This is a genomic window from Lapidilactobacillus bayanensis (genome assembly GCF_003946695.1).
Classification (GTDB): Bacteria; Bacillota; Bacilli; order Lactobacillales; family Lactobacillaceae; genus Lapidilactobacillus; species Lapidilactobacillus bayanensis.
This window is the reverse complement of the sequence record NZ_RHOX01000012.1, coordinates 1-20979: the sequence shown is the minus strand read 5'-3', so window position 1 is coordinate 20979 and position 20979 is coordinate 1. Positions and strand designations below refer to the sequence as shown.

Here is a 20979-nt window from a genome sequence, read left to right as displayed (position 1 = left end):
ATTTGTAAGTTATTAATTCATAGAGAATTAATTAGGCACCAGTAATTCCCAAGAAAGTTAATGCAAAGCCGAGAACAACCACACCGAGTAATACCTTCACTGGACTTACGTTTTTCCGTAATAACACGAAGCAAACAATTGCTAATGCTAGCGGCATCATATTTGGTAATATTTGATCGAGAACTTTTTGTAGTTCAAAAACAGTGCCATTAATTTTTGTTTTATAAACGATTGGGAACTTAACCAACGTTGCAATCATTCCGCCGACTACTGTAACACCAACAATAGAAGAAGCCTTTGTAAACATTGTCATGATGCCATCTTGAACGGCTTTTTGAATGTACTTACTGCCTAATTTATAACCATATTTTTGACCGTACCAGCGGATTAAGAGGTTAGGAAGTAATGCGATTAATGGTAAGGCGGCAACCACAAGATTGCCTTTCTTCGCAAAACTAATTGCAATACCCATAATAATTAATCCCCAAACACCTGAGAAGAAAGTATCGCCAATGCCAGCTAATGGCCCCATTAAACCAATTTTCATACCACTAATACCGGCTGTGTCAAATGATCCTTCAGAAGCCTTAGCATTTTCCTCTTCCATTGAAACGGCTAAGCCTGATACTGTACCAACCATATTAGGCGTCGTATTGAAGAACTCCAAATTTCGCTTCATTGCTTCCCAATACTTATCTTCATCATTTTTATATATTTCACGATAAACTGGTTGATGTACCCAATCCCACGCAACACCTTGTTGACGTGTATAGCTCATGTTAAAGCCTAAAAACATATTACGCCAAAACAATTTTTTGGTTAGTTTCTTTTCATGGTTCGTCAACGTTACATTATTTTTTTCAGTAGTTTTAGTCATTGAAAAAGTCCTCCTCATCATTACCAGAACTTTGAATAGTAGTTGCCTTATTCTTCTTAACAGTATTGATTTCACGATCAATAAAGAACATCACTAATCCAAAAGCAACACCTAAAATACTAACTCCCATAATTGGAAGCTTTAAATATGCGGCGAAAACAAAACCTGCAATAAAGAATGGTAAGAACGAAATATTCCAGACGAATTTCAAAAGCATTCCCATACCAACAGCAGGCAACATTCCGGCGGCTACGGTTAAGGCGGTTAAGAATGTAGGTGGGATACTTGTAACAAATGCTTTAACGCCAGCGGTACCAAGTAGAATAGCGAAGAATGCTAACGAGAAATAGGCTAATTCATAAACGCCTACTTGAATCCACCACAAACGATTAAATTTTTTAATATTTCGTTGATCAATATATTTATCAAATAATTCGACATTGGCAGTAAACCAAAATTTTAAAAGATTCCATACAACAACGGCCAACATTGAAATTGGAACGGCTAACGTAACGGCCACAGCTGGTTTCTGATGTAGCATTAATGCAAATGCAACACCAAGTAATCCACCCACTGCTGTATCCTGTGGCAAAACAGCACCAATTTGCATAACGCCGTAAAATGCCAATTCTACAGCTGCTCCCAAAATCAATGCTTCTGTTGGACTTTCACCCAAGAGTAGTGCGAGTAAAATATATGATATAAATGGCATTAATTGTGCGAATGATCCATATGCGTTAATAAACTTAGCAAATGCCATGACTAAGCCGACAGCGAACGCTTGATATAATAGCATTATTTTTCAGCCTCCATTAATGTGACAAACTTCGTTGGATTATCGTTAGGTAACGGTTGATACACTAAATTACTGTTTCTTTGATTAAGATCCTTAACCAACTTAATTTCTTCATCAGTTAGGTAAACCGTTTCGGTCAACTTCTTTTTAGTCTTAAGATCCCCAGCCATACGCCCATAATTAGCGATATCGAGTTTCGGTGATTCTTCAACGTTTTCAACAAGTTGATGAAAGTCTTTAATATTATTAACGATTAACAATATTTTCAAACTCTTAGAACGTGGATCATTCGCCAATTGAATCGCTTTAGTTACGGGAACAACCGCAACTTTGATTCCGGTGGGTGCAGCAAGCAAAAGTGCATTTTTTTGAATCTCACTTTTTGCAGCATTATCATTTGCTACAATAATTCTATTCAACTGTAATTCCTTAGACCATAGTAAAGCAACTTGACCATGAATTAAGCGATCATCAACACGAATCATTTCAATCATAGTTGTACCTCCAAAAAAATAATAAATGTTATAAATGCTGATTGATTTGTATTACTATTACTGTCCTCCTTTTTTCCAAAATGATTTCTTTCAGACAGTAATATATAAAGCAATAAGTGTGCCACCCCAATCAAATCGGTTATAAAACTCAGGAAGAAAGGATTGTTTAAACAATCACCAGATTAAAAAGTCCTTTTTTAAAAGACGTAAGATTGCTTCAGTGAAATAGAAATCAGAATAAATCAGTGGGACTTCCAACTTAGCATCATGATAAGCGGGTGTTCCATGTCCAATAATACCGTCCACACCTAAGTCCCAATTTGTATATTTTGCTTCGATATTTTTTAATATTTCAACCGCTGCATTTAAATATAATGATTTTTCAAATTCAGGAACCTGTTTGGCAATTTCTAATAAGCCACATGCAGCACAAGCACCCGCAGAACTATCGATTAAGATTGGTTTTTCCGGAGCACGGAAATCTACCAATGTGTCATAATTATTTTGGGCGACATTGGCAATGAAGTAATTTGCCACGCGTTTAGCAGTGTCAAGATATTTCTGCTTCTGTGTATGTGCATAGCTAAGTGCAAAACCATATAAAGCCCATGCCTGTCCACGCGACCAAGACGAACCAGATTCATAACCCTGGCCACCGGGTGTCTCCAACAACTCGCCATTGGTTGGATCAAAGATAGCAATATGATTAACTGAACCATCAGGTCGAACAATATTATTCATGACGGTATCGGCGTGATCTTCAGCAATATAGCCAAACCGGGGATCATTGATTGTGTCACGAGCCCAGTAAAGTAACGGAATATTCAACATACTGTCAACAATAACCCAGCCGGCGCGATCACGATTCCAAGAGCGTAAGTATTTGCCGCGAGGATTATAACGGCCAGCTAATAAATCAGCAGCATGCATGCCACGTGCTTTTGAACGCTCATTGCCAGTTAGCTGATAGTCAGCAACCGCTGATAGTCGCCACATAAAACCGACATCGTGATGTAAACCTGTATATTGATTAAACGCCGCGTCCAATCTTGATTCATTGGCTTCGGCCGTTTTTCGATAAATCTCCTTGCCAGTCGCGTGATACATTAACCACATCATTCCGGACCAAAAACCATTCGTCCACCAGGTGATATCTTGCTTACCCATATCGATGTAATGACCATTCTCAGGTATATATGGAATTTTATCTTCTAGACGCGTTGCCTCAACGTCTAGCTTTTGATCTAACTTTTTAAATATTGATGTTGCCCACTCCGTTGTATCCACAATTAATCCTCCTAATTTAGGCATTGAAAAAATCTTCGCTTGCACACGTATTGTCGTTATTCTCTGTGTTCAATTCTAATAATTGTACTTGGGAATCATTAATTAATTGAGTAATTAACGATTCAGTAATTACCTGCGTGTTCATTAACAGTGACAAAACAATCGGTAAATTCACACCACAAACAATAAAAACATTCTTTTTTCCTTTACTCAAAACGATTGCTGCTTGCGCCACACTCCCACCAACAATATCTGTCAAAATAACACAAGGTTGGCCATGTGCTTGATCGATAAATTCTTTGATTCCTTGGCGATAGTCAACATCGTCAACGTAAGCGTCTAGCGCGACAACCTGATCCTGTAATCCAGTCAAAATCTGGATTGAACTTTTGATACCACTGGCCATATGACCGTGTGTGGCAATCAGTAATTTCTGCATCTAATATTTCCCCTATCTCACTTTTAAAGATTGTTTCTTAGCAAAAGCCGCTAGAAACTTTGATGTTCGTGGCGGTGTCCATTCAACTTTGGCGTAATTCACGAAATTGAAACAGGGCCACGTTTTTCAAGCTCCACAACATTATAAAAAGCAAAGCGTGTGCCATTGGCTTTATATCAGCATTTTCATCAAAACGTGCTTGATTAATCAGCCTGTTTGCTTTCGGCGATGACGACTTTAAACAATTCGTAAAGCAATGATAGTTCATAATCATCGATTTGAATATTATATTTAATTTCTAATGGTCGTAAGATACCCTTCGCGAGGGTGAAAAAGTCTACCATATCTTTACTATTATTCTTAATCTGATAGCTACTAGAACTTGACCCCATCCCGGTCATCAACCGTTCCACCATCAACGAAATGTGCATATAGAGATTTAATTTATATTTCCCAGCAATTTTAATGTGATAATAGTTCTCGAATTTAAAAATGACAGTTTCAACTTCTTGAATAATAACTTTGGGATTCAAAAACGATAGTCGTTCAGTCACGCCTTCAATTGATAAGAAACGGACCAACTGGTTATACAACGCATCAAAGGTCTTTTTATCAACATATTTCTTAAGGACCGATTCCAGTTTGACCTGACCAGCAGCATCTAATAAGTCATAAATATTGATATTGGGAATCTCAAATGAGCCCGGCAGATTCGTGGTCGTAATCACAATTAAAGTTGATTGAAATTCGGCCATATCATTATCGGTCACATTTTCGTGCAATTTAGCGAAATCCATCGTAATGATACTAACGTTTTTGTCGAGATATTCTTCAAAAATATCTTTCAGCTTTTCAGAGATGCCCAAACCAGACATACAAGAGATGACGATGTTTTGATTCTCAGCAAAGCCTTCAAAATATTGGGTCGAGATTGAATATTCCGTACTGGCATGCTCGGCAATCTTGTTAAAGGCCATCTTTTGTTGAACTTTGAGTGCAATATCTAAGGCTGTCGCCGTCGTCAAATTGTTGATGACTAATAAATCACCATCAATTTTGTTTTTGATCTGTCGATATAATTGGCTTAACGAACCCATATCGATCATCAGAATTAAACCTTTCGTCGTATCAAAAGAATCGATTAACTGCTTACTCTTCGTGACAATCTCGTTAATTGTCGTGTCAATCGGCATGTCTAACGCATCAACCAAATAAGTGCCACACAGCTGGTTGACAACTGATTGAATACTCGTTGCCATTGAGCTCCCATGGGCAATCATCAAAACTCGCGTCGGAATTGTTTCATCAACCTCATCCGTTAAGCAAAGCGTCAATAAAATCTGTAACAACTGTTGACTGCTGCGCTCTAAAATCGGTAACTGCGTATAAAATGCTTGCGCAATATGTTGAGCCCGTGATGCACCATGATTAATCTTGCCGCTCAATTCAATCATTGTCTGCTTTGATAAAGTGACCTTATGTTGATACAAGTTAAAGAAAATCGGTTCATAACTTTGTAGTCCGCGAACACCAAATTTTGTGACCAGAACTTTGTTAAACAAGCGTTGATGCAAATAATGTAGCGGGGTTATCTGCTCTGTAACATAATTAAATGCTGATGTTTGCAAGACGTTTTGGAGGCCATTATTATTCTCTGGTAACTCAGCAATTACTGCGCGCACTTGCTGTTCAAAAACTTTACTATTATAAATTACCGCCGTCTGAATTTTATCTGCAGGATCTAATAACATTGCCCCAACAGCCAATTTCTCAGTCTGATTTGACTTTGTCGCCGTAAATGAGTCGAAACTATCACAATGAATTTTTAATAACTGCTCTTTATTAGAATTGGCATATGTTTTAGCACAGGCAACTTTAATCAGATTTTTAATTTTGCCAATGTTGCCGACCGGATCTAACTGCACTAAATAGGAGACGGCTTCTGCATCAACTTGGATAGCACTGGTTAATTTTTTGGCCTCTTGCATAAACAAAACCTTGATAAACTCAAGTCGTTCATCCAATGGGCGCTTAGCATAATCTTGTAAGTGAATCGTAATCGGAACACGGCGATTAAACGTATCTAACAGCGATACTTGGGGATCCTCAGTTGTCGCGAAGATCATCCGGACTTTAGCCGTTTGATCGTGTTGATTGTCACCAATCGCGCGAAACTTCCCGCTATCCATAAAGGTAAATAACTTTTCCTGATTTTCTCCAGATAGTCGATGAATTTCATCTAAAAATAAATAGCCACCATCGGCACGCGTTAATAGACCGAGATGATCTTTATTAGCACCAGTAAAAGCACCTTTGACGTATCCAAAAAGAATTGAGGACAGTAATTCCGGATTGTTGGCGTAGTCGGCACAATTAAGAACTTCAAACGGCGCATCGCTAGCAATCACTTTAGTATCACGAGCATACTGGGCAATTAGTTGGGCCAAAAAACTCTTGCCAACACCACTATTGCCGGTAATAACAACATTTAAACCATTACCAGGATATTTGACTGCAGCAATACATTTCTCCACCACTGAACGCTGACTGCCATTCACACCAATTAAATTAGTAAACGCATGCAAAGAACGCAGGGGTTGTTGACGAACAATTGAATCTGCACTTAAATACCACTTCACCGGACGACCATCTGTTTTACTGACCTTTTTTTCTTTCAGTAACTGCGCGAGGTAATGGCTGGTAACCGAACGGCTTAACTGCAAGACTTCTGCTAGATCACTCGTCGAGATACTCGATTGTGTCTTAGCTAATTCTTGTAAGGCTACGTAAACTTTTTCTACAGAATTTAATTTATCTGACATTTTTTACCTCCGGATTAAATTCGTTGTCGTTGTTTTGCTTTTAGAAATCCTAATTGTTCGCGATATTTGGCGACGGTTCTTCTGGCGATTACAAAGCCCTTATCCTTCAATAACTCAACAAGTTGTCGATCCGTATATGGATTCTTGGCATCTTCCTCTTGAATCAATCGAGCTAACACCTTTTTAACATCATTGGTTGAGATTTCTTGTTGCTGCGGCAACGACCGACCGAAAAACTGTTTGAGCGCATAATTACCGAATGACGTTTGTAAATATTTACCCCGAATCGCCCGACTAATCGTTGAAGGATGAACATTCAATTGTTGCGCCACCTCTTGTAATAACAAAGGCTTGATTTGGGCCCGCCCTTGCGTTTCAAAAAAATTGGTTTGCCGCTGCAAAATTACCTGACCAATTCGTAAAATTGTCCTGCGCCGGTGAGCTAAACTATTGGCCAAGAAATGAAAATCGGCTAGTTGCATATGCAAATAAGTCTCAACTTCTTTCGTTGCAGCACATTGATATTGGTCATAATCTGATTGGGCAAAGCCAACACCGTCTTGTTCACCAGAACCTAATGTTAATTTCAAACACCCTTGTTCTTCATAAACAATCAAGCTCGGCCGTACATAAGTAATTGTGCTATCAGAGAATCCATAAGCAGGATACGGCGATAACGTTTTAAGTTGATCAAAAGCGGTTTGAATATCACTTTCTGATAATTGTGTGCGCGCCACAATTTTGGACCAGCGATGACAAATAAAATTATCATAATAATGTTGAACTAATTGCAAGGCGATCTTTTTGTCAGGGCAACGCGCCAATTGTAAAGTTAAGGACTCCTGCAAATTTCTTGCTCCTAATCCCGGCGGATCAAGTTGACTAAATAAAGTCAAACAATCAGCAATTTCTAATTGAGTTGGCTGATACTCTTTTAACAATTCTGCTGGTTGTGCAATTAAATAACCCTTCTCAGTTAGCGATTCAGATAACGTCCAGAGCATTTTGCGCAACCGTGTATCATGCCAATTCATCGTGAGTTGTTCTTGAACGTAATCGACTAAAGAATACTTTTTCGGCGCGGGTAATTGCTCAAAGAAATCGACTTGTGTGGCCAATGGTCGAGTCTTTTGATGGACAACTAAAAAGGGATTATTTAAAGCCGCCTCATCCAAATATTTATCCAGCTCTTCCACATCGAATTGCAGTAGCTGAATTGATTGCTGTAATGATTGTGTCAAATTTAGTCGTTGTGTTTGCGACTGGACAAGTCCCTGACCTAACATTTTGTTTACCTCCGCTTTAATGAAAACGCTCTACCACTACTAATTTAGCATGACTTTTAAAAATATCAAGCTAGTGTTTAGTCAAAAAGGGTGCATTAGTGTTTATGGTATTAAACACTAATGCACCCTTTTGTTTTTAGGTCCTGCTTTAGACTTGATTAAATAACAGTCTATTTTTTAAACACTAGAATTGTGAAGACTCATTGCTGACAAAATTATTTTTAAATTTTTTTGTAACTCGACCTGCTAATTTATACTTTGTACCGTCGGCCAATTGAATCTGGGTTGCTTTGACAAATTGACACTGGTCAAAGATAACTGTGACGCCTGCATCAATGGCCAGTAAAATTGGTAAATCAACATCGAAGGTTGTCCTGGCAAAATATAAGGTTGTTTTTACACCCTGGCTCTTGAACAAAGAGGTTTGTTGAATGTCGCGAATACGACTGTCGACAAAACGCAGTAACTTTAATTCTGGTCCGGATTGCATTATGGTTGCTTGATATTGATAGTCTAATAAACGATTCAATTGTGAAATTTCGCAATCATTAAACTCAATTTGATCACTGATATCTTGCCTAGCGTCCGCGTTGATGGCATAGTATTTAAACAAGGCGTGTGTGGTAAACGTCCCTTTAGAAAGGTGCGGATATTCTCCGGGGCCAGTAATTTGCGAATGTTCAATTTTAAGATTGGTTCCGCCAATGCGGGTCACATTGCAAGCCGTATTGAAATAACAATGGTCCACCAATAAATCATGAATATCATAACCGGCCAAGCAATCATCACCAGTCGCAAACTTGCATTCAGAAATTCTAATTGCTTGGGAGTGATGTAAATTAAAACCATCATGGCCAGCAATAATTGCAATTCGTGAAATATTAAGATCTTGACAATCATCCAAACAATGCGACCAATTCGCGGCATTTTTGACGCGATACCCCGATAAAGTTAGCCGCTTGACTTGTGACATGACAATTGTCATTGGTCCACGAAATCCCTCCTCACCTTCAGGATTCTGCAAATTACGACCATCAATTAAAGCATCGTTAGCGCCAATGATCTGAATGTTTTCAGCATGATGGGCGACAATCAACGCCTGAAAATAGTGTCGCGGTAAATGCCAAAGTTTGACATAATCGGGATCGTCATAATAGGCAATTGTTGATTTAAGACCAAAATCACTGTAATCTTTCAAATCTAAGCTTGCAATTAAATGGACACTTTTCTGGAGAATAAGTGAAATATTGGAAAACAACTGAATACTCCCAATAATATAAGCGCCAGTTGGAACGATAACTTCGCCACCACCAGCATCGCGACAAGCATTGATACAGTGCTGAAACGCTTCTGTTTGGATAGCATTAGAATTAGCAACCGCGCCATAATCGCCAACATTAAATCTATTCGTCATTTTCTAGCAACCTCCAAAATACACCTCAAAATAGTGCGCCCCACATCGTTCTATCGCACCGGTCGCACCCTCATTTATTGAAGCAAAAACAATGCCAGTACTTTAATCTATGGTCTTTACACCTGCTTAAAAAAGTCGCGCCAAATTTACTAAAACAAAAAGGTGGAGTGCAAACTAGATTGAGTTCAATGCCAATCTAGTTTACACCCCACCTTTATCGAGCTAACGGCCAGCTTTTTATTGATAGGTCTGTTGTAAATAACGCAACAAGTCTTGGGAGAGATTAGTTGCAGACGTGTTTTTAGGTTTGTTTTCGAGGAATTCAATGAGTGAGTAATTTCGTTTTGCTGCGTCAAAAGCGTACAAAAAGCTATTGTCTTGGCCTTGTTCGTTTTGCTTTTGTTTGATTTCAGCGGTTCCTGTTTTGGCGGCTAACGGAATATTCAATGCGGCTAAACTGTGGGCCGTTCCACCTACATCACTAACGACTGACTGCATGTCACTGGTAATTTGTTCAGCAGAACCGGCTTTGACAACATCCTTTTTAGTTTTCAAATTTTGAGCAGCCAATAATTTTGGATAGACTAACGTGCCATTATTGGGAAAGACTGAGTAGGTGGTAATCTGTTGAATCAGATTTAACAGCAACTCGCCCTGTCCGTAGCCAGTATCAGCCAACAAAATTTCTGAATTAAAACTACTTTTATTTGAAATTTGTGCTCGACTCATCGTCATTGGTAAATTAAGTTTCTTCCCGAAAATAAATTTGTTCAGGCCAGCCCTAAAGGTTTTTTCACCCATCTTTAAAGTCTGTTGAGCCATGTAAATGTTGTCAGAATGAACGAGAGCTGTTTTTAGATTAACCGAACTAATATCAGTTAGTCTAGTCACATGGTAAGAACCCCAGGAACTATTCTTCTGCCATTCCAGACCATTGATGGTGAGTGCCTTGTCAGAATTCAATGTCCCGACATCCAGCCCAATTGCTGCCGTCACAGTTTTAAAAGTTGACCCGGGTGCGTAACCAGTGGCGAAACGACTAATGAACGGTTGATTCTTGTCATTGTTGTAAGCATCATAGTCGGCTTGAGTGATGCCGTTAGTCATTTTATTCGGATCAAAACTTGGCGAACTTGCGGCGACGAGCAAATCGCCAGTCTTGGGAGCCATGACCACGCTAGCACCGGGATAATTCTTTAGACTTGCATACGCAATTTTTTGTGCTTGACTATCGATGGTTAATTTAACATCCGCCCCGTCTTTCTTAGCTACTTTCTGCAGGACCTTCTTCTCTGCCCCCTTATTATCAACAATGATCAACGAACCGCCATCTTTACCGCGCAACCGTTTATCTAAGGCCATTTCTAATCCGCTGCGACCAATTATACTATCGCTCGTCAACGCAGTGTTTTTCTTAAGATCATCGGCTGTTACTTTGCTAACATACCCAATTAATTGTGCCGCGGCTTCTTTTAACGGATACGTCCTTCCTGTGACTGCTTTCACCACCAAGCCATCTGGTACAGTGGTCGGTGCGTCGACCGTGGTTTTTAATGGCACGAAGAAGTCATCTTGAACCCAAGTTTGGGCAAGTGCGCTCTTAACACTTTTGACAGTTAGAGCCAAACTTTTGGCAATTGCTGCAATCTTCGCCGTGCGTTCCGCGCCTGTGCCCAAATTTCCCGGAACGATTCCCAATTGATGAACCGTTCCATTAATTGCCAGACCCTGTCCATTACGATCCAGGATTTCGCCACGCGTTGCTGACGTGACAGAATAGGTCACTTTATCTTTGCTGACCATGCCTGGAAAAATTAAATTAGGCGCCCAATTAATTTTTCGACCATCGTTAGAGAGCGTCCCAGAATATTTCTGCGGCTTAAGTCGACCCAACCCCGTGGTTAAAGACAATTGATACGAGAAATGATTTTTACCATCTTTCTTTGTAACCTTTAAGTCGGTTACTTTAATATCTGAAGCACCAATCCACGGAAAAATCGCTTGATATTTTTCCGCAACTTGTTTTTGGGAGACGTTACTTTGCTTAAGCGAACCAGCCGATAAATTGCGCGCAGCCTCGCGATACTTCCCCTTTTGTAAACTGGTGACAAAACTTTTGACCGTTGCTTGTTCTAGCTGCTTAAGCTGACTGGCCTGATAGGCACGCACGCCAAAAAATCCGGCGATTAATAAAATAATGAAGCCAATAATAATCAAGAGTAGTTTCTTCGGCGATTTTTTAGTGCGGATATGTCTTTCCATGATGAGAGTCTTCCTAACTTCTTTTTTATCGTTCATAACGCCGTACTAAGACGTGGTAACAAACTAACGCCCTCAAATATTGCTTGCTTCATTATGAACCCTATCTTTCAATCTGAAAAGTTTAATTGATAAATTTATGATTAATGAACACTCGCCCACACTGCAGTTAATTTATTGTCCCACTTACTTCACGAGCTTAATCAGGTTTAAAAACACCAAATTCATATCATAAAAATAGCATCAACGCCACACCATTAATATTATCTCTGCAATTGAATTCTCTGACTCGCAACTTGTTGAATAAAGTATTGATCATGTTCAATCAACAACATCGCCGGTTGGATTTCTTTTAACAACTTAATCAATTGATCTTGGTTAAAAACATCGAGATAGTTGGCCGGTTCGTCCCACAAATACAGGGCTGCAGGTTCAACTAACGATTTTGCCAACGCGACACGTTTTTGTTGTCCCATACTCATTTCCTCTATTTTGGTCGTGAAACTAGCTCTGGGAAAACCCATTTTCTTTAAATTATTAAGCAGTGCCTCATAAGAAATTTGCTGCTTTTCTGCAAATTGACTCAGCGTACCCGTATATTCGACAAAGTTTTGAGGAAGATATGAAATTTGTACCCCATTGGCTAATTCAAATTTACCCTGATAGTTAACGTGATCAAACTGACCTAATAACATTTTCAAAAAAGTTGACTTGCCCGAGCCATTTTTCCCTTCAAGTGACACAATAGCGTGATTTTTAATTTGCAAATTTAAATCATGAAATAATTTTTTATCCTGAATTTGCAGCGAAAAATGTTTGGTTTCAAGTAAGACATGATGGTAGTCAGGCTTAAAATTCATCGTTAAATCGGGCATCGCTTCGATATTGGTCATTAACGCCTTTTTTGCTTCAACCTGTCGATCTAGACGGTGTTCAACGTTTAGCGCTTTTCTCATCATTTTTTCCGCAGCATGACCTACCGCGGCCTTATTGATTTGTGCGCGTCGATTAATAATAGCTTGTGTTTTCTTGCCATCATATTTCGACGCTTCAATATTGTCGGACCAATTACGAAATTGAGTGCTCTTTTGTTGCAAACTTTTAATCTGACCTTTTAATTTTTGATTCTTTTCAGCATTAAAAGCGTCACGGTTGTTTTTCGTTGCTTCATAGGCGGCATAATTCCCTTGGTATAAATGAATTTCAGTGTTCTCAATCGCCAAGATATGATCGGTCACTTGATTTAGAAAGTCGCGGTCATGACTAACCACAATATAACCACGATCGTGCTTTGCTAAATACTGGGCAATCTGATCACGACTACTCACATCCAAATGATTGGTTGGTTCATCGATCAAGGGAAACGAATTCTGATCGATAAAAGACAAAGCTAGTAAAACCTTGGTTTGTTCACCACCACTTAACGTCTTGAAAGGTTGCCAAAGTAAATTCACATCAACGTTCAGTAAATTAAGTTCCCGTTCAAGCTCCCATTGCTCAAAACTAACCTGACTTTGCAGTTCATATAGTGTCATATTTTCCGAATTATTTATTTCAATAGGAAAATATGAAAAGTTTAACTGTGTTTGAATCTGACCCAATCCTTGCAGTCTTTTTCTTAGTAAATTGAGAAAAGTCGTTTTGCCCCGACCGTTACGACCAACCAATCCCAATTTCCACGAAGAATCCAGATCTAAATTCAAGTGATTAAAAATATTAAGACCCGCGTCATCATATCGAAAAGAAAGATTGACAATTTTAATACTACCCATAAAATCACCTCCAAGTGCGAAAGCCAACGGGTTGGGTGTTTGTATTTAAACGGGAAGATTGATGCGTGCCAACGCAGCAAGATTCACGCTTAAATACACGACACCCAGTTGGCTTGAGCACGTTTCGAAAATCAGAGTGCGAAGAAAGTCGGGTTGACAACGAGCATTAAGAAAGCAATGAAAAAGTTCGTATTTTGAACTTATTTATTGCTGACTTAAGCGGAGTTGTCAGACTTTCGCAGCACGTTTCAAATCAGAGTGCGAAAGCCAACGGGTTGGGTGTTTGTATTTAAACGGGAAGATTGATGCGTGCCAACGCAGCAAGATTCACGCTTAAATACACGACACCCAGTTGGCTTGAACACGTTTCAAATCAGAGTGCGAAGAAGCAACGGATTGGCGGTATGAATTTAAACGGGAAGATCATTGCGTGTTAACGCAAGGAGATTCACGCTTAAATTCACTTCCGCCAGTTGCTTCGTAGCACATTTTAAATCCAAGTGCGAAAGCCAACGGGTTGGGTGTTTGTATTTAAACGGAAAGATTACTGCGTGCCAACGCAGCAAGATTCACGCTTAAATACACGACACCCAGTTGCGTTTCGCACTTTTTTCAAAACACAAAAATAGCGTCCACACTTTCGCCAAGTATAGACGCCCTTCTTTTGTTATGGAGATAATTTCAGATACAAAAAAGAAGGGTTCTAGTCTACATTTAATCTTGTCAAAAGTGCATAGTTTGCCTCAAAAACACGTCCTTAAAGAGACATCTATTCAACTATGCTTAATTTGCAAGATTAAAAGCGCAACCGGAACACTTCTTTCTCAATATAATTTTAAATGATGCCATTAGATTATCATGAGACGATTAAATTAGCAAGTATTTATAAGCTCATAAATTTTAAAGAACCGAACTTTAAAAATTCGGTCACTTTCGTAAATTTTGCTATACATAGAGAGATGGTTTCCATTATTATTTATTACCAACAAAATTACGTTAAAAATAGTGCTGATCGGCTTGACCAGCACCACTCTTACTTATTCAATACCCAAAATCAATCGAACCTCTTCTTCGGTCAACGAGCCTTTATTCTCAGTACCACTCAACACTTGATCGACGAAGTTACGTTTCTTTTCTTGTAACTTGTAAATTTGCTCCTCAATCGTACCTTTAGTAATCAGGCGATAGACTTCTACCTTTTTCTTTTGCCCGATTCGGTGCGCCCGCGCTGTAGCCTGATCTTCAACCGCTGGATTCCACCAGAGATCAACTAAGATCACCGTGTCGGCACCGGTTAAATTCAAACCGGTCCCGCCAGCCTTCAGCGAAATCAAGAAAACAGACTTTTCACCGACATTGAATGCATCAACCATGGCCAGACGTTCTTTCGGCTTCGTATTGCCTTGCAACATAAATGTGGTGATGTCTTGCTTGGCTAACTCGGCCTCGATAATATTCAGCATGCTCGTGAACTGCGAAAAGATCAGCACGCGATGTTGATTATCTTGGGCCTGACGCAAAATCTCGTTCAACTGCTCTAACTTACCGGAGCCATCTTGATAATCTTCCATATATAAGGCTGGTGTGTCGCAAATTTGCCGCAAGCGCGTCAAACCAGCCAAAATAGCAATTTTATTTTTAACAAAGTTTTCGCTGGACATCCCTTGGATCTTAATCTGCATTTGCTTCAGTTGTGCCAAATAAACCGTCTTTTGTTCCTTCGTCATTTCATTGGATAAATTAGATTCAACCTTTGGCGGCAGATCCTTGAGCACGGTCGCTTTCTCACGTCGTAAGATAAATGGTTTGACCCGGATCGCAATCTGATCAGCCGATAACTTATTGAACGCCTTCTTATTTGGTAACAACCCCGGCATCACTAAGGCAAAGATTGCCCATAGCTCTTCAGCACGGTTTTCAATCGGCGTGCCCGATAATGCAAAAATATTTTTCGGCGTTAATTTGCGTAGATTCTGATTAGTTTTAGTGCTGCCGTTCTTAACGTACTGCGCTTCATCAAGCACGAGATAGTTCAAGTCACGTTGTTGATAATCATCGACATCTAACCGCGCGCTGTTGTAACTCGTGATTAGAACCGCCGCCGTACTCGTTTTAATCAGCTGACAACGATTGGCTTTGCTGCCATCAACCACGGCCACTTCAATCTCCGGCGCAAACTTAGCAAATTCTTCCCGCCAATTATAGATCAGTGATGCCGGCGAAACCACCAGATTGACCTTGTCACTGGCCAAATGATTATTTAAAAACGTAATCATCTGCAATGTTTTACCCAAGCCCATTTCATCTGCCAGAATACCGCCGAAGTTATAGGAATCCAGCATTTCCAGCCACTTAACTCCGACTTTTTGATATGGACGTAGTTGCGCATTGATTGGTCGATTAAACGCCACTTTGAATTTTTCCGGGTGTGCTAAATCAGTCGTCAATTGTTTAAATTTTTGATCAAAATTGGCCGTGTCACCTAAAGCGGCCTGAATTGCTAGCGCTTGTGAGGCATGGACTTTCATTTGCCCATTTTTAAATTTACCTTGTGCCCTGACTTTAGCCAAAGCAGCGGAAACCTTTTTCAACTCATCATCGACAATGACGATTGATCCATCGGGTTGCTCAATAAATGGTCGCTCTACATCTAATTGTGCCAAAACATAATCGACTTCTTTTTCGCCGATTCCGTTAAAAGAGAAGTTGATCGCCAAGAAACCATCTGCTTCACTGACCGCAATCTCTGGTGCTAATTCAGCTGAATCACGCAACATTCCTTCTAGTTCCGGTGACATGGTAACGACCCCGTTGTCCCGTAAATTAGGCAACTCTTGAATAAAGAAGCGGTATAGATCCCCCGCCAGTGCAAATTTTTTGACCCATAAATGACCAGCTCTATGAAAATCCAGGCTGCGTAAGTAGTCGAACGCTTGCTCTTCCATATCTAAATTACGCGTCTGTGCCGACATCTGAGCGACTGCGTTACTATCGACCAGCTCGCCATGATACTCGAAAGCCAAGCTGAGTTCTAACGTCTGCTTGTTTTTATCAAGATCAAAATGCGGAATCATTGATACACTAGCTAGTTGTGCGGGAAACTTAAGTAGCCCGATTTGCTGAAACAGCTTCGCAAAAGTACTGAGCTGCGTCTCACTACCAACCGGAAAATGCAGCACGTTATCAATTGAATATTCACGCACAACATCATGATAACTATTAATAACTTGGGAAATTAGCTGAAATTGTTTATCCGTTGCCCGATAAAGGGTGTTGTTGCGAACAAATAATAAATTTGTATCAATAAAATTTGTATAATGTGATTCAAGCGTAAAATCATAACCAAACTTATTCGCAACGATTTCACCAGTGAGCAGGCCAGCTTCAGCTGTATACGGTTTTAGCTCGACAGTCGCGTAAGTCTCCTCCGACTGTTCATCTGGTTGAAAAATAAAATTTGGTACGGCCGTTAATAAAGCAAACGTGTGCTCAAGCTCATATTGCGATAACATAAAATATTTATGAGGATTAGCACCATGTTTGATGTTTTGAACATCCGGTTCCGCCCCCTTTAAAAAATCAAGTAACGCCTGTTCTGCTGGTGTAAAGGCATTAGCGGACAGCCGAAAAGTGCGTTTCCCACCGGTCTGATAAACGCCCCCGATAATATATGCTTCTAAGAACTGATCAATATTACTGACAACGTAAAATTTTTGATCATCAGCAGCGGCAATTCGCAGTTTAATAAACAACTGCTTGGCCGTCAAATAGTGCCAAGTATCCACAACCTTACTAATCACCAGCGTCACTTCTAAACAAAGTGCCGCATCAGTATCCGAATTTGTCTCAGCTAATGATTTGAAATAATGCTGCTCAGGCAAATCAATCTGGTTAAGAAAATATTCGCCGCTAGCTCGTGGCTGTCGTTCACGGCTAGCCTGCATCATCTGCGACTGCAATTCAGATGTTGTTTCTTGAGCCGATTGTTTAGCAAAAAAAGCCTCCCATGAAGTGGGGTCAGTCCGTAATTGATTATACAGCTCTTTATTAGCATAAACTTCTCTTGCGCGATTAGGATGTTCACGAAGTGCTTCTTCAAAATTTTCCGAAATTAATAAATAATCTTTACCAAATTCCGTTGCAAAATCAAGATCATCAGTTGTCTGATCAAACAGCCGATCAATTGGTCGACCTTGCGCCTTTAATAATTTGATCACCGCAGCAATGTGTTTACAATAACCACGATCAGGAAAATACGGACATTCACAAAAATCCTGTTGGCTGTTTTTTTGGTTAACCGTTACGCCATACGCTTCGGTACCATAAACTATCGCGTCAACTTCCTGCTCATTATTGTCAATATACTGAATCTCAACCGCATTGTTATCGACAATTTTCTCGCCCCGATTCCAGATTCTGATCGGCATTACTCGTTTTTCCATCGTTTACTTCCACATATCCCTTATATTCTTCATTAGGCCAGCAGCGTTTCACTGGTATTTATTTTACACTAGTTTATTAAATCTTAAATTAGTTGACGGTAAATCTTAACGCATTATCAATCAAAGTGTGTCGTTTTTATTTTGAAATAAAATTCAATTATAATAAGATGATATTTCCTAACTTTGAATTGTCAAATCAAACGCGACTCCTTTATGAAAAAGATTTAAATATTTCGTGAGAGCCTTCCTTATAAAAATAACCCAGACAAATCGCATCGTTTTTGATGAGCAACTTATCTGGATCATTATGCTATAAATCCATAAATATTCGAATAAACTTATTTCTGAAATTAAAAAAATACTTTTCATATTTTACAATATTATTAGACAACGATTAACTTTGTTTATTTTAGCATAAACTTACTGTTCAACAAACTCGTCAACATTTTTACCTTATCGTCAATACATAATTTTGAATATAAAAATAATAACGATTCCTCCACTTTATGCTTATTTAACAGTGCATCTGTTTGATATTTTGCAAACACATTGAACAATTGCAATAAATCATCAGAGTATTCATCAAAAACTTCGATTAATTTTCTCATTCTTAGTTTTTGATATTCTTCATAGTTAAATTCTTTTTTGTTATAAGAAAATCTGTTAGAAGAAAAAGTTACATAAATTTCTTGACTTTTTGACAGCTTATAATTGGCAAATAAATAAGCCGGTAACTCTAGTTTTTTTGCTTCTGAGCTCAATTCAAATATTATGACTTCATCTCTAATACTCAATTTACTTGAGTCCTTGAAAAAAAATTCTTCTATGCATTTCAGATCCGAACTAACAGTTTTAGTGAAACCATTTTTTACTTCATAAACCGGATAATTAAATAATAGTTTATCTATACAATTATTAACCTCTTCATATCTCAAATTGTAAATCTTAAAAAGCAAGTCAAATATTTTTCTGTGAAGTCCGATTAAATAATCACCATCAGCTAATGTATAATGGTTAATTACTACATTCCGATCATTAGAAATAATTTTTTCTCCAGAAAACTTTAGAAATTCATCAAGGATATTGACAATTAGCAAAGCCATTAGCTTATTAATATTTTCTTGTTTTGAAAACACTTCAAGAATACTAAATCTTTTTTTTAAATAATAACCCCAACCATCTTCAATATCAAAGTTAGATTTAATAGCTGAAAAAATTTCATAAATTTTATCCTGTCTTTTTTTCAAGTATTCAATAAGGAGGATACCAGCACTATTAAATTTTTCACTGTGTGACAATGAACAAAGAATATTAATAATCGAATCATTGATTTGACTGTTTCTCTTTTTCTCTTCAAATTCTGTCTGTGAAATCTGATACTCAACATTACTAGCAGATTGTATCTTCTCATTCGTATAGGCAAGTGCTTCAATAGGTATCAGTGTTCCATATTGTATTAAAAAATGTTCCTTATCAATGTCAGCAATGATTTTATTATAAACGTACTTTATCTCATTCGTTAAGTAATCTATCCAAGCATCTATGATTCAAAGTCGTTAATACGCACAAGCATTTCAACAATTGCTTTTTCATTTTTAGGAAATAGGCCAATAAAAAAATCCCTTACTTTAAAAACTTTATTATTTACAATAAAATCTATTATCACAAAATCCGATAAGCTTTGATCGCTAACTTTGGCTGCCTTATCCTGAAAAATATCACATAATTCCTTAGCATGCAGTTGGGTTATCGAATGTAAAAAACTATCAAAATCAATTTTGAAAAATTTTAATAATTCTTTCAATGATTCCTGATCAGTTAAATTCAATCTGTTTTTAAAGCTTAAAATAAATAGACTAACCTTCTCATTTTCGGAAAGAGTGTTTTCCCTAATGATTTGATCATAGTAACTACCTAATACTTCTTTTCCATCATTAATAAATTCATAATCATGTTCCTTCGTCATAATAGCTGCAATTACGGCTATTCGTGGATTGTTATGAGATAGTTTTATTATTTCTCTAAGATTATTAGAAGAAATCTTATTTATGCTCTTGATCAACAGTTCAATCTGCTTATCGTTCATTAAAGGTGTTTTTATTATTTTTGTTTCAAAAGCCTTCAATTGATTAACTATTCCTGAAAGCGCATAGTCTCTAACAGTAATAATTATTTTTAGCCTTTGTTCGTACTCTTTCAAACTTAATAGGTAAGCAGTTAATAATCGACCGGCTGTGAAACACGACTTATTCAAGGTAAAATTACCTCATCATAGTAAATGGTGAGGTGTTTTTTATATGGCAAACAAACCTGATATCGTCCAAATTAAATTGGACAGCGATCGCAACTCGCTTTCAGACCAACCAACAAAGGCTTTTCAAATGAGAATCGATGACAATAAAACAGTTGTTGTCTACAATCGAATTCAAAATTATGTCCTTGAAGCACTTATGAAAGCTGTGTTTGACAATGCTCATTGACGTTCGCAAACTCAGCGGTATCTACTTAATCTGTGGTAAAACAGATTTACGCCGTGGCATCGATGGTTTGGCCACCGTTATCAAAGAAGAGTACAAACTTGATCCATACAATCGTTCCTTATTTCTATTCTGTGGAACACGCAAGGATCGTTTTAAAGCCTTATATTGGGCTGGAGATGGTTTCCTCTTACTTTATAAACGGATTGAAGACGGTCGTCTTCAATGGCCGACTAACCAAAAAGAGGTTAAAAAGCTCCATGTAAAACAGCTTGAGCGCCTACTTTCTGGTTGGGGATTAGAATCTACTGTCCGTCAAACTATTCCTCCAAGAAAAGGCTAGTGCAAGCGTTTTATTAGTGGTACACTCATATCAATAACAACAGAATGAAGGCAATATTGATGGCAACTACCGATGAACTGCTTAAACAAGCTCTCGCTCAAAATCTTGAACTAATCAAACAAGTTCAGATTCTTAGTGAACAGGTCGCTTATCTAACTCGAAAACTCTATGGCTCTCATTCTGAAAAGATGGTCGATCCTAATCAGCTATCTCTTTTGGAGGACAACAGCGTTTTTACGGAACCAGAGCAAACTGGGGAACAAAGCGAAGA

At 38.5% G+C, this 20979-nt stretch carries 16 protein-coding genes; 3 read left to right on the top strand and 13 right to left on the bottom strand.

The features are described from left to right. Positions 1 to 31: 31 nt before the first annotated feature. From EKM65_RS05920 to EKM65_RS11390, 13 genes are all read right to left on the bottom strand, one after another. Positions 32 to 877 carry a PTS system mannose/fructose/sorbose family transporter subunit IID gene (locus tag EKM65_RS05920; protein WP_164506842.1) on the bottom strand — a complete coding sequence of 282 codons (846 nt, stop codon included), beginning with the start codon at positions 875 to 877 and terminating at the stop codon, positions 32 to 34. Next, complete coding sequence (locus tag EKM65_RS05915; RefSeq protein ID WP_125606609.1) at positions 870 to 1673, bottom strand: PTS mannose/fructose/sorbose/N-acetylgalactosamine transporter subunit IIC; 804 nt, start codon at positions 1671 to 1673, stop codon at positions 870 to 872. The genes EKM65_RS05920 and EKM65_RS05915 overlap by 8 nt, the downstream gene beginning before the upstream one ends. Beyond that, the gene (locus EKM65_RS05910; protein WP_125606607.1) at positions 1673 to 2167 is read right to left on the bottom strand and encodes a PTS system mannose/fructose/N-acetylgalactosamine-transporter subunit IIB; all 495 of its coding nucleotides are present in this window, start codon (positions 2165 to 2167) and stop codon (positions 1673 to 1675) included. Before EKM65_RS05910 ends, EKM65_RS05915 begins: the two co-directional genes overlap by 1 nt. Before the next feature lie 174 nt (positions 2168 to 2341). After that, positions 2342 to 3454 (bottom strand): glycoside hydrolase family 88 protein, encoded by a 1113-nt coding sequence (locus EKM65_RS05905; RefSeq protein WP_225420419.1) that lies wholly within the window; start codon positions 3452 to 3454, stop codon positions 2342 to 2344. A 16-nt stretch (positions 3455 to 3470) separates the two neighbouring features. Further along, positions 3471 to 3893 (bottom strand): PTS sugar transporter subunit IIA, encoded by a 423-nt coding sequence (locus tag EKM65_RS05900; protein WP_125606603.1) that lies wholly within the window; start codon positions 3891 to 3893, stop codon positions 3471 to 3473. Between the two features lie 203 nt (positions 3894 to 4096). Next, complete coding sequence (locus EKM65_RS05895; protein ID WP_125606601.1) at positions 4097 to 6715, bottom strand: sigma 54-interacting transcriptional regulator; 2619 nt, start codon at positions 6713 to 6715, stop codon at positions 4097 to 4099. Positions 6716 to 6729: 14 nt separating this feature from the next. Further along, complete coding sequence (gene rpoN, locus EKM65_RS05890; RefSeq protein WP_125606599.1) at positions 6730 to 8001, bottom strand: RNA polymerase factor sigma-54; 1272 nt, start codon at positions 7999 to 8001, stop codon at positions 6730 to 6732. A 184-nt stretch (positions 8002 to 8185) separates the two neighbouring features. Next, positions 8186 to 9415, bottom strand: a complete 1230-nt coding sequence (locus EKM65_RS05885; protein WP_125606597.1) for a glycosyl hydrolase family 28 protein — start codon at positions 9413 to 9415, stop codon at positions 8186 to 8188. Positions 9416 to 9652: 237 nt separating this feature from the next. After that, entirely contained in the window at positions 9653 to 11677 is a 2025-nt protein-coding gene (gene pbp4, locus EKM65_RS05880) for a penicillin-binding protein PBP4(5) (RefSeq protein ID WP_125606595.1), read from the bottom strand. A gap of 260 nt (positions 11678 to 11937) precedes the next feature. Next, a complete protein-coding gene (gene abc-f / locus EKM65_RS05875) occupies positions 11938 to 13446 on the bottom strand; it encodes a ribosomal protection-like ABC-F family protein (protein WP_125606593.1) in 1509 nt (502 codons plus the stop codon). Between the two features lie 1037 nt (positions 13447 to 14483). Next, positions 14484 to 17888 (bottom strand): DEAD/DEAH box helicase, encoded by a 3405-nt coding sequence (locus tag EKM65_RS05870; RefSeq protein ID WP_225420418.1) that lies wholly within the window; start codon positions 17886 to 17888, stop codon positions 14484 to 14486. Between the two features lie 404 nt (positions 17889 to 18292). Further along, entirely contained in the window at positions 18293 to 19186 is an 894-nt protein-coding gene (locus EKM65_RS11395) for a hypothetical protein (protein WP_191987316.1), read from the bottom strand. Between the two features lie 242 nt (positions 19187 to 19428). Beyond that, a complete protein-coding gene (locus EKM65_RS11390; protein WP_191987315.1) occupies positions 19429 to 20142 on the bottom strand; it encodes a hypothetical protein in 714 nt (237 codons plus the stop codon). 43 nt (positions 20143 to 20185) lie between these two features. Between EKM65_RS11390 and EKM65_RS05860 the strand changes: the two genes are divergently transcribed. The 3 genes from EKM65_RS05860 to EKM65_RS05850 form a co-directional block, all read left to right on the top strand. Beyond that, the gene (locus tag EKM65_RS05860) at positions 20186 to 20368 is read left to right on the top strand and encodes a hypothetical protein (protein WP_125606591.1); all 183 of its coding nucleotides are present in this window, start codon (positions 20186 to 20188) and stop codon (positions 20366 to 20368) included. After that, positions 20358 to 20708: an IS66 family insertion sequence element accessory protein TnpB gene (gene tnpB, locus EKM65_RS05855; RefSeq protein WP_125606710.1), complete on the top strand. Its 351-nt coding sequence runs from the start codon at positions 20358 to 20360 to the stop codon at positions 20706 to 20708. Before EKM65_RS05860 ends, tnpB begins: the two co-directional genes overlap by 11 nt. Before the next feature lie 56 nt (positions 20709 to 20764). Continuing rightward, positions 20765 to 20979, top strand: a 215-nt coding sequence (locus EKM65_RS05850; RefSeq protein WP_191987314.1) for a transposase, incomplete at its 3' end; no start/stop codon positions are given.